General features: G+C 59.9%; 13 protein-coding genes. 5 read left to right on the top strand and 8 right to left on the bottom strand.

Translation table 11 applies throughout. From position 1 onward, the window contains the following. The first annotated feature begins 355 nt into the window (after nt 1–355). On the top strand, nt 356–1282 hold the full coding sequence (gene tal / locus ABIE16_RS12800; protein ID WP_429521330.1) for a transaldolase: 927 nt from the start codon (nt 356–358) through the stop codon (nt 1280–1282). Between the two features lie 204 nt (nt 1283–1486). Here the strand turns inward: tal and rssC are convergent, their stop codons facing one another. From rssC to ABIE16_RS12815, 3 genes are all read right to left on the bottom strand, one after another. Next, nucleotides 1487–1969 carry an anti-sigma factor antagonist RssC gene (gene rssC, locus ABIE16_RS12805; protein WP_057715633.1) on the bottom strand — a complete coding sequence of 161 codons (483 nt, stop codon included), beginning with the start codon at nt 1967–1969 and terminating at the stop codon, nt 1487–1489. After that, complete coding sequence (gene rssB / locus ABIE16_RS12810) at nt 1969–3150, bottom strand: two-component system response regulator RssB (protein WP_057715634.1); 1182 nt, start codon at nt 3148–3150, stop codon at nt 1969–1971. Before rssB ends, rssC begins: the two co-directional genes overlap by 1 nt. A gap of 389 nt (nt 3151–3539) precedes the next feature. Beyond that, nucleotides 3540–4229 (bottom strand): MlaA family lipoprotein, encoded by a 690-nt coding sequence (locus ABIE16_RS12815; RefSeq protein ID WP_150812442.1) that lies wholly within the window; start codon nt 4227–4229, stop codon nt 3540–3542. A 201-nt stretch (nt 4230–4430) separates the two neighbouring features. On the opposite strand from ABIE16_RS12815, the gene ABIE16_RS12820 reads away from it, so the two are divergent. Together ABIE16_RS12820 and ABIE16_RS12825 are read left to right on the top strand one after the other, a co-directional pair. Then, a complete protein-coding gene (locus ABIE16_RS12820; RefSeq protein WP_429521331.1) occupies nt 4431–5051 on the top strand; it encodes an HAD family phosphatase in 621 nt (206 codons plus the stop codon). 112 nt (nt 5052–5163) lie between these two features. Beyond that, nucleotides 5164–5427 carry a DUF4404 family protein gene (locus tag ABIE16_RS12825; protein WP_057715637.1) on the top strand — a complete coding sequence of 88 codons (264 nt, stop codon included), beginning with the start codon at nt 5164–5166 and terminating at the stop codon, nt 5425–5427. Between the two features lie 174 nt (nt 5428–5601). On the opposite strand, the gene queF is transcribed toward ABIE16_RS12825, so the two are convergent. Together queF and ABIE16_RS12835 are read right to left on the bottom strand one after the other, a co-directional pair. Beyond that, nucleotides 5602–6432 (bottom strand): NADPH-dependent 7-cyano-7-deazaguanine reductase QueF, encoded by an 831-nt coding sequence (queF, locus tag ABIE16_RS12830; protein ID WP_429521332.1) that lies wholly within the window; start codon nt 6430–6432, stop codon nt 5602–5604. 61 nt (nt 6433–6493) lie between these two features. Beyond that, nucleotides 6494–7015 (bottom strand): cupredoxin domain-containing protein, encoded by a 522-nt coding sequence (locus ABIE16_RS12835; RefSeq protein WP_429521333.1) that lies wholly within the window; start codon nt 7013–7015, stop codon nt 6494–6496. Between the two features lie 155 nt (nt 7016–7170). Between ABIE16_RS12835 and ABIE16_RS12840 the strand changes: the two genes are divergently transcribed. Both ABIE16_RS12840 and ABIE16_RS12845 read left to right on the top strand, forming a co-directional pair. Next, nucleotides 7171–7851, top strand: a complete 681-nt coding sequence (locus tag ABIE16_RS12840; RefSeq protein ID WP_057715640.1) for a heavy metal response regulator transcription factor — start codon at nt 7171–7173, stop codon at nt 7849–7851. Further along, on the top strand, nt 7851–9200 hold the full coding sequence (locus ABIE16_RS12845; RefSeq protein WP_429521334.1) for a heavy metal sensor histidine kinase: 1350 nt from the start codon (nt 7851–7853) through the stop codon (nt 9198–9200). Before ABIE16_RS12840 ends, ABIE16_RS12845 begins: the two co-directional genes overlap by 1 nt. Nucleotides 9201–9306: 106 nt before the next feature. Here the strand turns inward: ABIE16_RS12845 and ABIE16_RS12850 are convergent, their stop codons facing one another. The 3 genes from ABIE16_RS12850 to ABIE16_RS12860 form a co-directional block, all read right to left on the bottom strand. Further along, complete coding sequence (locus tag ABIE16_RS12850; protein ID WP_407515300.1) at nt 9307–10551, bottom strand: lipoprotein-releasing ABC transporter permease subunit; 1245 nt, start codon at nt 10549–10551, stop codon at nt 9307–9309. Nucleotides 10552–10617: 66 nt separating this feature from the next. Beyond that, nucleotides 10618–11301 carry a lipoprotein-releasing ABC transporter ATP-binding protein LolD gene (gene lolD, locus ABIE16_RS12855; protein ID WP_173677889.1) on the bottom strand — a complete coding sequence of 228 codons (684 nt, stop codon included), beginning with the start codon at nt 11299–11301 and terminating at the stop codon, nt 10618–10620. Between the two features lie 7 nt (nt 11302–11308). Beyond that, nucleotides 11309–12559, bottom strand: a complete 1251-nt coding sequence (locus ABIE16_RS12860; protein ID WP_102668916.1) for a lipoprotein-releasing ABC transporter permease subunit — start codon at nt 12557–12559, stop codon at nt 11309–11311. Nucleotides 12560–12602: the final 43 nt, after the last annotated feature.

A 12602-nucleotide genomic window follows, 5' to 3' on the forward strand; every position in this document is an offset into this window, starting at 1 on the left:
ATAACACCCCACCAACAACAAGATTACCTTCGCGACAACTTAGTGGACTTTTTATAACAATCACTGAGGGCGCAACCAAACTATATAGAATTCAAAAATTTAGCGGTATTACACCCAGGACACAGTGAGCGTTATCAGAAGATTCAGGTGTCAGGTGATCTGATTGCAAGGCGATAACCGTCAGATGAGTTGAACCTGTGAGCCCGCCTGGCATCCTATTTATCGATACCGCCCCCCACCTTTCAAACACCTGTTTTCAGGTTGTTGCCACAGGGGGCATTGATACACGTACACGCCCTTGAGTGGCTGTCAGCGCTCGGGTAATGTCATCAGACCCATAGGACAGAGCACGCCCATGACTTCCAAGCTGGAACAACTCAAACAAATGACAACCGTGGTTGCCGACACCGGCGACTTCGAAGCTATCGCTCGCGTTAAACCCGTGGACGCCACCACCAACCCTTCCCTGCTGCTCAAGGCCGCGGCCATTCCTGCGTATGCCGAGCTGCTGAACGCCTGCGTCAATGACTGCAAGGGCGATGTGGGCCTGGCCAGCGACCGTTTTGGCGTGGCCGTGGGGCAAGAAATCCTGAAAGTGATTCCGGGCCGCATTTCCACCGAAGTGGATGCGCGCCTGTCGTTCGACACTGATGCCATGCTCAAGCGTGCACATCGCCTGATCGAGCTGTACGACAAGGCCGGTATTGGCCGCGACCGCGTGCTGATCAAGATCGCGTCCACCTGGGAAGGCATCCGCGCTGCCGAGATCCTGGAAAAGGAAGGCATCCAGACCAACCTGACCCTGCTGTTCTCCTTTGCCCAGGCGGCCGCCTGTGCCGACGCCGGGGTGTTCCTGATTTCGCCGTTCGTGGGCCGTATCTACGACTGGTACAAGAAAGCCAACGGCAACGACTACACCGGCGCGGATGATCCGGGTGTGCAGTCGGTGACGCGCATCTACAACTACTACAAGGCCAATGACTACAAGACCGTGGTCATGGGGGCGAGCTTCCGCAACCTGGGCCAGATCGAGCAACTGGCCGGCTGTGACCGCCTGACCATCAGCCCGGACCTCATCGACAAGCTGGCCGCGGATACCGGCAAGCTGGAGCGCAAACTGTCGCCTGGCCATGCCGGTGAAGCGCGCCTGAGCCTAAACGAATCGCAGTTCCGCTGGCTGTCCAACGAAGATGCGATGGCGACCGAGAAACTCGCCGAAGGCATTCGTCAGTTCGCGCGGGATCAGGAGAAGCTCGAGGCGTTGTTGCAGGCCAAGCTGTGAGCTGAGCGGGTGTAATGCAAAAAGGGCGAACCTGTGAGGGTTCGCCCTTTTTTGTATGTGTTTGGTGACTGGCAGGACGCCATCGCGAGCAAGCTCGCTCCCACAGGAGTTCGCGGGATGACTGAGGTCGTGTGCTAAACGAGGACCTGTGGGAGCGAGCTTGCTCGCGATGGGGGTCTGGCTGACCCACATCAATTCAGGGGATCAATGGCGTTCGAGCGCATTCACCAGGTCATGGAAGGCTTCACGATTGGTGTCGTTCAGGCCCATGAGGATCTTGTGCGCTTCGAGCACCTTGATCCGCACCACTTCTTCGGACTGATCCTGGTCTGGCAGGTCGTCCAGGCATTCCGGGCACGGCACCGGCTTGTCAACGATGTTGAACACCTGCTCGAAGCCCATGGACTGCAGCAGCCGCGTGATGTCTTCGTGGGTGGTGACGACGGTCGGCAGCAGGCCAACCTTCTGCCGCGACAGGATCGACAGCTTGGCCAGCAGGCCAAGTGTGGTGCTGTCGATGCTGCGGGTTTCGGTCAGATCGATCACGATCGAATTGAAATTCAACGCGCTGAAGATCCGCTCAATAGTCGCATCCAATGCCGAACACAGGGTCAGGCGAACTTCACCGACGAACTTCAGGACGAAGGTGCCATCCTGCTCGGCGAACTGGATTCTACCAGTACTCATCAAAGATTCCTGCTCAACACCAACAGGGCGATATCATCCGGCATCTCCCCTAGCGTGGCCAATCCAAAAACCTGCCGCAGCCCATCCAGGGTGCCGCCCGCAGCCTTGACCCGTTGGGGCAACGCCGCTTCTTTCTCTTTGAGTGTGGGTTCTGGCAAAAGATCCAGAATGCCATCAGACATCAGCGTCAGGCTGAACGTCGGTGGCAGTTCCAGCACGTGGTCTTCGTAGGTGGCTTCGTTGAAGAGGCCCACCGGCAGACCACGCCCTTGCAGATAACGAACACTGTCTGGCGTGTACAACACTGGCAACGGCAAATGACCGCCGATGCTATAGGTCAACAAACCGGTCTCCTCGTCGATGACTCCACCGACCATTGTGACGTGTTTACCCAGCTTACAACTGATCAGGCCCCGGTTGATATGACCAAGAACCTCTGAAGGCTTGAATTCCGGCAGGGTGCCGCTGCGCTTGGACTCGAACAGCAAGCGCGTGGTCATGAACTTCAACAGCACGGTGACGAAGGCTGAGGAGGCGCCGTGACCGGAAACGTCCGCCAGGTAAAAGGCGACCCGGCGCTCGTCGACCCGGAAGTAGTCGACGAAATCACCCGACAGGTACAGCGACGGGATGATCTGGTGAGCAAACTTGAACTCGTCGATGGTCCAGGGGCTGACCGGCAGCATGTTCATCTGCACCTGGCGACCGGCGTTCTGGTCCTCCTGGAGCAGGTTCAGGCTGGCTTCGAGCTCGCGATTGGCCTTCTCCAGCTTCTCGCGGTAGCGCTGGTTCTCCAGCAGCAGGCGCGCACGATCCAGGGCCCGGCGCACAGAGTGCTCGAGCACAGCCAGATCTTCGAGAGGCTTGATCAGGTAGTCCGCCGCGCCCAGGCGCAGGGCTTCGACCGCGTCATTCATAACGCCGGCACCCGACACCACGATCACCGGGGTTTGCGGCGACAGTTCGGTGACCTGGCGAATGAGTTCGAGACCGCCCATCTGCGGCATGCGCAGATCGCAGATGACCAAGTCGGGCTTGTCTTGCTCGAATACCTGAAGACCCTGCTGACCATTGCTGGCCTGCAAGACGCTGAAACCACTGTCTTCCAAATAGGCGGCGAGGCTCGCGCGCACTACTTCGTCATCATCGATTATCAGCAGCGTGGCACTGGTTTTTGGCATGTGGGCAAACGGCGCCAGAATTAGGTTGGCGTAGCAGGCGGGGATTTTGGCCCGGCGCTGACTACTGGATTCGCTTTCTAGCCTCTCTGTAGCACCGCTTTCGGGCATTTGCCCTACACACGTGTTCACCAGAGGTGCCCTTCTAAGGCGCAGACGGTACTCCCATCCGCGGGGCGTTTCAAGCTCACGCCGATGGTCGCCTGACGTCTTTATTTGTCAAATCACCGAGAGTTATAAGAACAGGCAAATCCGTAACCCAATGGAAGGTTCGAACCTGCGAGTCAAACCGGCCGGGACTACAGTGAAAACCGCGATTTCATCCGCATGCGGCTTTTCGCAGACAAAAAAGGCGGCCTTGATGGCCGCCTTTTTCAGTTTACCGGTCGAGATCAAAAATCGTCTTCGACCTGACCGTCTTTCACCTTGAATTCACGGTTCTGCAAGTATGCATTACGGATGAAGGTGTACTTGTCGCCGGTGATCAGCTTCTCGCTCGACAGCAGGTTGGCACGGGTATCGATGATGTCCAGGGCGTGGAACGAGTTACGCACCGAAACGTCGTTTACGTAACGATAAGCGCCGGTGTAGCTGTCGACGTACTTCGACGGCGTATCACGCAAGGTGCTTGGCCCCAGCAGCGGCAGCATCACGTAAGGGCCGCTGCCGACACCCCAGTAGCCCAGCGTCTGACCGAAGTCTTCGTCATTGCGCTGCAGGCCCATTTTCGTGCCGACATCAATGACGCCCAGCAAGCCGAAGGTGGTGTTGAAAATGATTCGTGCGGTATCAACGCCTGCGGCACGAGGTTTGGCCTGCAGGATATCGTTGGCCAGGTTGCGCACATCGCCGATATTACGGAAGAAGTTATGAACGCCGTCTTCGACAAACTGCGGCGTCACGTACTGGTAGCCCTGGGCCAGGGGTTTGAGCGCGTAGGTGTCGATCACGTCGTTGAACTTGAAAATCGGGCGGTTGACGCTTTCCCAAGGATCCTCTTCCGTGGCTGCCTGGGCAGCGAACGGAACCAGCATCACACTGGCGCATACACAAATCCTGGCTAGATGATTGCTCCAGCGCATAGAAAAAAACTCCTTGGTTTGTACTGGCTCGGGCACTTGGCCCAGGCAATAAGTTGGCAAGTATAAGACGTAAACGCCGTTTAACGCACTTTGTACAAGATCCACACGGAAGGAATCGTGCCAAATGTGAGCGTTTCACATCCATGTCATTCAACTGTCACCGTCGTCCACTAGCCTTCAGGCTATTTCAGGGACGTCCACATGCCGCTCGCCGAAGCCTTGCCCCAAACCGCACCCAGCCTGACCGCCGTACTGTTCGGCCTCAGTGGCTGCCTGGTGGATTTCGGCGCGCACACGCACCGGCACGGCAGCCACTCGGCCGAACACGCCGAGGCCACGCCCGGCGCACTGGATAGCCTGCGCAGCTTGCAGCGCCAGAAAATCCCCTGCGCCTGGCTCGATGAACTGCCCCCTGCCCTCAGCCAATCCCTGGCCGCTGCGCTGCCGGAATGGATCAAACCCTCGCAACATTCAGCTACAAACAACCCATGGCCCGCCCCGAATGCCTGCTGGCACGCCTTGATGACCCTGAACGTCGAGCGACTCGACGGCTGCGTACTGGTGAGCGGCGAACCCCGTTTGCTGCAAGCGGGGCTCAATGCCGGGTTGTGGACCATCGGTCTGGCGTCCTGCGGCTCGCTGTGCGGGCTGGCGCCCGAGCAATGGCAAGCGCTGCCCCCGCAGGAGCGCGACATCAAACGCGCCAAGGCGACAATGCAACTGTTTGGTCTGGGCGTGCATTCGGTGATCGATCATCTCGGTGAACTCGACACCTGCCTGGCCGATATCAGCTTGCGTCGGCTCAAGGGCGAAAAGCCCTGATCGAGATCATGCACGTTGGGCGCGAGTGGATTAATCTAAAGGTCAGCCATCGACCTTTGGCCTGCCGCCATGGTCTATGCCAGTGCCTATCGTTAAAAGAAGGAAGAACGCCATGCCTGCCCGCGAACTGCAAGAACAGCTCAATGCCCTGCGCGAGCAATTGGAACAGAATCCTCCATTGTCTGAAGCCGAACGCGCAGAGTTGAACGAACTGATGCAACAGATCGAGTTGAAGCTTGAACTCGAAACCAAAACCCAGGATTCCAGCCTCGCCGATGGCGTCAACCTGGCCGTGGAACGCTTTGAGCTCGAACACCCTACCCTTGCCGGCACCCTGCGCAACATCGGGCAGGCCTTGGCCAATATGGGAATCTGAACCCCGCCAGACGCAAAAAAGCCCTGCTAGTGATAGCAGGGCTTTTTCTTTTCTGCACTTGGCAATGCAAGTCCCCTGTGGGAGCGGGCTTGCTCGCGAAAGCGGTGGGTCAGTCAACATCATCGTTGAATGTGAAGCCGCCTTCGCGAGCAAGCCCGCTCCCACATTAAAGCGTTACTGGCGGACCAGACGGTGGTTCGGCAGTTGAACGGTTTCAGTGCTGCGATACGGGTTGATATCCAGCCCGCCACGACGCACATAACGCGCATACACCGTCAGTTTCTCTGGCTTGAGCAACCGCTGCAGGTCGAGGAAGATCCGCTCTACACACTGCTCATGGAAGTCCGAGTGCTGGCGGAAGCTGACGATGTACTCGAGCAGGCTCGCATGATCCAGCGCCGCGCCACGGTACTCCACCGCGACGCTGCCCCAGTCCGGCTGGCTGGTGACCGGGCAGTTGGACTTGAGCAAATGGCTGTGCACGCTCTCCTCGACAATGCGCGAATCATCGCAACGCAGCAGTTCCGGCCGTGGATGCTCGTAGTTGCTGACGCTGATATCCAGTTCATCGATGCACACGCCCGGCAAGACCACGACGCCTTCGCTCTCGACATCCTTGAGACTGCGAATGCGCACACCCACCGGCTTGCCGGCAGCCGCCGACAAGTCCTTGGCCAGCGTCGCCTCAAGGCTCGCGGTATCGGCAAACGGCGTCTGGTTCAGGGAGTTGAGGTAGAGCTTGAACGACTTCGACTCGATGATGTTCGGCGAATCCGCCGGAATGCTGAATTCGCCGATCGCCACCACCGGCTTGCCCGACGGCAGCAGCCAGGACAACTCGAAGCAGTTCCAGAAGTCCACGCCTTTGTACGGCAGGGTTTGCGCCGTCAGGCCCAGCTCCGCCCACTTCGCGGTGCGCGGGATCGGGAACAGCAAGGACGGCGTGTAGGTGGCGATGTATTCGCTGGACTTGCCCAGCGGCGAGTGTTCGGCTGCGGGATGCATGGCGGAAACCTGACTGAAGAATCAGCGGATTCTATCAGCCTTTGCTCCCGCCTTTGAGTGCTTACTGACTGACAGTCAGTTTGCCGACCATGCCGGCCTGGTAATGACCGGGAATATTGCAGGCAAACTCAAGGCTGGTGGCCTTGCTGAAGGTCCAGGTCAGCTCGGCGGTCTTGCCCGGTTCCACCAGCACGCTGTTGGGGTCATCATGCTTCATGCCGTGGTCCATTTTGCTGTGATCCATGCCGGCCATTGCCTTCATACCGGTTGGCGCCAGCATGCCGCTCTGTTGCATCTGCAACATTTCCTGCTGGTGCCTGGCGTGCAATGCCGCATCCCCCAAGTTGAACTCATGCAGCAACTGGCCTTTATTGACCAGCACGAAGCGCACGGTTTCCCCGGCCTTGATATCGAGGGACTTAGGCGTGAAGGACATGTCCCCCATCTCCATCTCGATGCTGCGGGTCGCCTTGGCCGCCGAGGCCGGTTGACCGAAATCGTAGGTATGCCCGGCGTCTGCCCACACCGGTGAACTCAGCGCCAGCAAACACAGGATTTGCGCCACGGATTTGCGTAAAAACATCGTCATACTCCAACAAGTTAAGGCTCAGCATGCGCAAAACTCTAAACTGCTGCCACTGCCCGTAACCTGACAGCCAGATTACAACTTTGTCAGGTTGCCCTGTGCGAATGCTGCCCACGGTATAAAGCCTTCGTTCCACTTGCCATGAGTCGCCCATGAAACTGCTGATCGTCGAAGACCAACCGAAAACCGGCCATTATCTGCGCCAGGGCCTGACCGAGGCCGGGTTCAACACCGAACTGGTGGCCGACGGCAACACCGGTCAGCAATTGGCCCTCAGCGGCGAATATGCCCTGCTGATTCTTGATGTGATGCTGCCGGGTCGTGATGGCTGGCAAATTCTCCAAGCGGTGCGCAGCGCCGGCCTGGACACGCCGGTACTTTTTCTGACCGCCCGTGACGCCGTGGAGGACAGGGTTCACGGCCTCGAACTGGGCGCCGATGACTATCTGGTCAAGCCGTTTGCCTTCTCCGAGCTGCTGGCCCGGGTCCGCAGCCTGTTGCGTCGCGGCAGCACCACGCCGCAGGAGACCAGCCTGCAACTGGCCGATCTGCGCCTGGACCTGATCCGGCGCCGGGTCGAACGCAGCGGCCAGCGTATCGACCTTACCGCCAAGGAATTCGCCCTGCTGGAAATGCTCCTGCGCCGCCAGGGCGAAGTCCTGCCCAAGTCGCTGATTGCGTCCCAGGTCTGGGACATGAATTTCGACAGCGACACCAATGTCATCGAGGTGGCGATCCGTCGCCTGCGCCTGAAGATCGACGATGAATTCCCCAACAAGCTGATCCATACCGTACGCGGCATGGGCTACGTCCTTGAAGAGCGCCCCGCCTGATGCGCCGTCTCTCCTTGAGCAGCCGCCTGGCGCTCCTGTTTGCCGCATGCACCGCCGTGGTGTCGTTGTTCGCCGGGGTGCTGTTCAGCCGCGCCAGCGAGGCGCACTTCGTTGAACTCGACCAGCAACTGCTGGACGGCAAGCTGATTGGCTTGCGTCGGGCCCTGCACGACTTACAGTCGAGTGACAGCGAAGTGAAACTGGCCGAGGAGTTGAGCCGGCAGGCTGACCTGTCCCTGCGAATCACCGGCAGCGACGGCCAGCGCTGGTATGACAGTTCGACCAACATTCCCCAGGCACTGCCGCGCCGGTCCGGATTGTCGACGGTGAGCCATGAAGGCACAGATTACCGCGTCCTGAATGCACCGCTTTTCGCGGACAAACCCGAGTCACCGCAACTGACTCTGCTGTTGGACATCACCCATCACCAGCACTTTCTGCAACGCATGCAGCATTTGATCTGGCTGACCGTCGGCCTGTCAGCCCTGGCCACCGCACTGCTGGGCGCCTGGGCGGCACGCAGCGGTTTGCACCCGTTAAGGCGGATCAGCGCGGTGGCCAGTGGTGTTTCCGCGCAATCGCTGAACTCGCGACTACCTGAAGAAAACATGCCACCGGAACTGGCGGAAATGGCCCACAACTTCAACGCCATGCTCGGACGCCTCGACGACTCGTTTCAGCGCCTGTCGGCCTTCTCCGCCGACATTGCCCATGAACTGCGCACGCCATTGTCGAACCTGCTGACCCACACCCAGGTCACCCTCACCCGCCCTCGCCCCATCGAGGACTACCGCGAAGCCCTGCACAGCAACCTCGAAGAGCTGCAATGGATGGCGCAACTGGTCAACGACATGCTCTATCTGGCCAAGGCTGACCATGGACTGTTAATCCCCAAGCGCGAACCGCTGGAACTGGGACAGGAAACGGATCTGCTGCTGGAGTTTTTTGCGCCGCTGGCGGAAGACGCGCAGGTAAAACTGAGTCGTGACGGCAATGCCCGCATCGAAGGTGACCGCAGCATGTTGCGCAGGGCACTGTCGAACCTGCTGGACAACGCACTGCGTTTCACGCCGGTCGATGGCGAGGTTCGGGTGCGAATCGTCGATCAGCCCAAAGAGTTGCGCCTGACCGTTGAAAACACGGGCCAACAGATTTCCAAAGATCTATTGCCGCGCCTGTTTGACCGGTTTTACCGGGCCGATCCTGCGCGTCGTGAAGGCAGTAGCGAACATGCGGGACTGGGACTGGCGATCACCCAGTCGATCATCCGTGCCCATGGCGGGCAGATTCGTTGCGAATCGGAGAATGGGTGGACGCGGTTTGTGATCGAATTGCCAAGGGGGGATTGAGGCCGGCAGGTACAGCCCCATCGCGAGCAAGCTCGCTCTCTCAGTTGACCGAGTTGACTCAGATCTACTGTGGGAGCGAGCTTGCTCGCGATGGCGGTGTTACTGGTTACGAATATCTAAGCGCATGAGCCGGCTCGATCTTCGCCGCACGCCAGGCCGGGTAAACCGTGGCCAGGAAGCTCATGACAAACCCCGCCGTGCAGATCAGCGCCACATCCGCGCCTTGCAACTCAGACGGCAGGTTGCTGACGAAGTACACGTCGGAACTGAAGATGTGCTGCCCGCTGACCCGCTCGATCCAGCCCACGATCTGGCTGACGTTCAGTGCGGCAATCACGCCCAATACACCGCCAATCAAGGTGCCGACGATGCCGATCACCGTGCCCTGCACCACGAAGATCGCCATGATCTGTCGTGGCGTGGCGCCGATGGTGCGCAGGATCGCGATGTCCGCACCCTTGTCGTTCACCACCATGATCAGGGTCGCGATGATGTTGAACGCCGCCACCGCGACGATCATCAGCAACAGCAGGCCGATCATGGTTTTTTCCATCTTCATCGCGCTGAACAGGCTCCCCTGGGTGTGGGTCCAGTCGTCAGCCTTGTAGGCCGCGCCCAACCCCGTGGCGACGTCGTTCGACACTTGCGGCGCGGCATACAAGTCCTTCACCGCCAGGCGCACGCTCTGCACCTGATTCGGCTCCCAGTGCTGCATCTGCGCGGCATCGGCCATGTGGATCAGCGCCATGGTGCCGTCCAGTTCCGCACCGACCTTGAACACGCCGACCACATTCAGTCGCTGCATGCGCGGGGTAATGCCGCCCGGCGCATTGCTGACCTCCGGCACGATCAAGGTGATCTTGTCGCCCACGTTCAAACGGAAGCGGCGCGCCGTGATCTGCCCGATCACCACGCCGAATTCGCCCGGCTTCAGGGCTTCCAGGCTCCCCTGAACGATGTGCTTGGCGACGATCGACACCTGGCCTTCCAGCGCCGGGTCGACACCGCTGACCTGGATCGGCTGCATCGTGCCCTTGTAGGACAGCATGCCCTCCATCTCGGTGAACGGCACCGCCGCCGTCACTTCCGGGTTTTTCATCGCGGCCGCCGCCACGGGCTTCCAGTCGTCAATCGGGTTCACGCCGACGATGGTGGCGTGCGGCACCATGCCAAGGATGCGCGAGCTCATTTCGCGCTGGAAGCCGTTCATCACCGACAGCACCACGATCATCGCCAGCACGCCGAGGGCGAGACCGATCATCGAGGTCATCGAGATGAAGGAAACAAAGCGATTGCGGCGCTTGGCGCGGGTATAGCGCGTGCCGATAAAGATCGATAACGGTCTGAACATTCGCTGGGGCACCGTATAAAAATAAAAGACCCGACGCACCTTTCGGTCGCGTCGGGTTTCAATCCGTTAGATGGGAGTCAGGCAACCTTCCTGCAAGTGCAGGACGCGGTCCATCTGGCGGGCGAGGTTCATGTCGTGGGTCACCACCAGGAACGCCGTGCGCATCGAGGTGCTGAGCTCCAGCATCAAGTCCTGGATCCCCTGGGCGGTGTGGGAATCGAGGTTGCCGGTCGGCTCGTCGAGCATCACCAGGCCCGGATTGTTCACCAGGGCGCGGGCGATGGCCACACGCTGACGCTCACCACCGGACAGTTCGGCCGGCTTGTGCTCCAGGCGATGACCCAGCCCTACCCGCTCCAGCAACGCCGTGGCACGCTGACGCGCTTCGGGGATCGCGGTCTTGCCGATCAGCAGCGGCATGCAGACGTTCTCCAGGGCGGTGAATTCCGGCAGCAGGTGGTGGAACTGGTACACGAAGCCGAGGGCGCGATTACGCAGCAGGCCTCGCTTCTTCTCGCTCAGCGCCGACAGTTCTTCACCGTCGAGCCAGACGCTGCCCTTGGTCGGTGTATCGAGGCCGCCCAGCAGGTTGAGCAAGGTACTTTTGCCCGAGCCCGACTTGCCGACAATCGCCACACGCTCGCCCGGGTGCAACTCCAGTTGCAGGCCGGCCAACACTTCCACCGATTCCGGGCCTTCCTCGTAGGATTTGCCCAGGCTGCGGCAGCTCAAGATTGCTTTATCACTCATGCCCGACTCACTCATAACGTAGCGCCTCCGCAGGCTGGGTGCGCGCGGCACGCCAGGCTGGATACAGGGTGGCGAGGAAACTCAGGACCAACGCCGCGGAGCAGACCATTACGACGTCCTGGCTCTGCACCTGCGACGGCAGGTAATCGATGAAGTACACGTCGGCGTTAAGGAACTTGTGCCCGATCAGGCCTTCGAGGGCCGAGATCGCGGCGCTGACGTTCAGCGCGGCGAAGATCCCGACCACCGCGCCGATCGCGGTACCGACTACGCCAATGACAGTGCCTTGCACCATGAACGTGCGCATGATCGTGCCCGGTGTGGCGCCCAGCGTGCGCAGGATCGCGATGTCGCCCTTCTTGTCATTCACCACCATCACCAGCGTGGAAATGATGTTGAACGCAGCGACGGCAACGATCAGCAGCAGCAACAGGCCGATCATGGCTTTTTCCATGCGGATCGCCTGGTACAGGTTGCCGTGGGTGCGGGTCCAGTCGCGGGCGTAGTAGCGGTCTTCGCCGAGGTCGCGGGCGATGCTCCACGCGGTGCGCGGCGCCTGGAACAGATCGTCGAACTTCAGGCGCAGGCCCTGGACCTGATCCGGTTTCCAGCGGTGCAGCCGGGCCAGATCCTGCAGGTTGGTGACGCCAAGATAGCCATCGAGCTCACCGGCGCCGACATGGAAGATGCCGACCACGGTAAAGCGCTTCATGCGCGGGAACATCCCGGCCGGGGTCACCGTGACTTCGGGCGCGACGAAGGTCAGCTTGTCGCCGATGGCCGCACCGAGCTTGGCCGCGGCCTTGTCGCCGATGACGATGCCGAACTCACCCGGCACCAGATCGTCGAGTTTTCCCTGGGTCATGAATTGATCGATGATCGACACCTGGCGCTCTTGCGCCGGGTCGATGGCATTGAGCAGGACTTTCGAGACCTTGCCGTTATTGGTCAGCAAACCCTGCATTTGCGTAAACGGCGCCACGGCGGTCACCTGCGGGTTCTGCTTGACCTTCGCGGCCAGGCCTTGCCAATCGCTGATCGCCTCACCGGACTCGATGGTCGCGTGGGGCACCATGCCCAGCACGCGGGTGCGCATCTCATGATCGAAGCCGTTCATCACCGACAGCACCACGATCATCACGACCACGCCAAGGGCGAGCCCGATCATCGAAGTCAGGGAAATGAATGACACAAAATGATTGCGACGCTTTGCACGGGTGTAACGCGTGCCGATAAATACGAAGAGAGGTCTGAACATGTCGGGGCTTGTTCGGAGGGAAAAGGAACGTCCTTGTGGCGGG

The organism is Pseudomonas sp. 2725, from assembly GCF_050434585.1.
Taxonomy (GTDB): Bacteria; Pseudomonadota; Gammaproteobacteria; order Pseudomonadales; family Pseudomonadaceae; genus Aquipseudomonas; species Aquipseudomonas jessenii.

Excerpts from the sequence above, each read along its gene's own strand:
- lolD (WP_173677889.1), bottom strand. The coding sequence starts at position 11,301 with ATGAGTGATAAAGCAATCTTGAGCTGCCGCAGCCTGGGCAAATCCTAC.
- ABIE16_RS12815 (WP_150812442.1), bottom strand. The coding sequence starts at position 4,229 with ATGCGCTGGAGCAATCATCTAGCCAGGATTTGTGTATGCGCCAGTGTG.
- rssC (WP_057715633.1), bottom strand. The coding sequence starts at position 1,969 with ATGAGTACTGGTAGAATCCAGTTCGCCGAGCAGGATGGCACCTTCGTC.
- ABIE16_RS12850 (WP_407515300.1), bottom strand. The coding sequence starts at position 10,551 with ATGTTCAGACCGTTATCGATCTTTATCGGCACGCGCTATACCCGCGCC.
- ABIE16_RS12820 (WP_429521331.1), top strand. The coding sequence starts at position 4,431 with ATGCCGCTCGCCGAAGCCTTGCCCCAAACCGCACCCAGCCTGACCGCC.
- tal (WP_429521330.1), top strand. The coding sequence starts at position 356 with ATGACTTCCAAGCTGGAACAACTCAAACAAATGACAACCGTGGTTGCC.
- ABIE16_RS12860 (WP_102668916.1), bottom strand. The coding sequence starts at position 12,559 with ATGTTCAGACCTCTCTTCGTATTTATCGGCACGCGTTACACCCGTGCA.
- rssB (WP_057715634.1), bottom strand. The coding sequence starts at position 3,150 with ATGCCAAAAACCAGTGCCACGCTGCTGATAATCGATGATGACGAAGTA.
- ABIE16_RS12840 (WP_057715640.1), top strand. The coding sequence starts at position 7,171 with ATGAAACTGCTGATCGTCGAAGACCAACCGAAAACCGGCCATTATCTG.
- ABIE16_RS12835 (WP_429521333.1), bottom strand. The coding sequence starts at position 7,015 with ATGTTTTTACGCAAATCCGTGGCGCAAATCCTGTGTTTGCTGGCGCTG.
- ABIE16_RS12825 (WP_057715637.1), top strand. The coding sequence starts at position 5,164 with ATGCCTGCCCGCGAACTGCAAGAACAGCTCAATGCCCTGCGCGAGCAA.
- ABIE16_RS12845 (WP_429521334.1), top strand. The coding sequence starts at position 7,851 with ATGCGCCGTCTCTCCTTGAGCAGCCGCCTGGCGCTCCTGTTTGCCGCA.
- queF (WP_429521332.1), bottom strand. The coding sequence starts at position 6,432 with ATGCATCCCGCAGCCGAACACTCGCCGCTGGGCAAGTCCAGCGAATAC.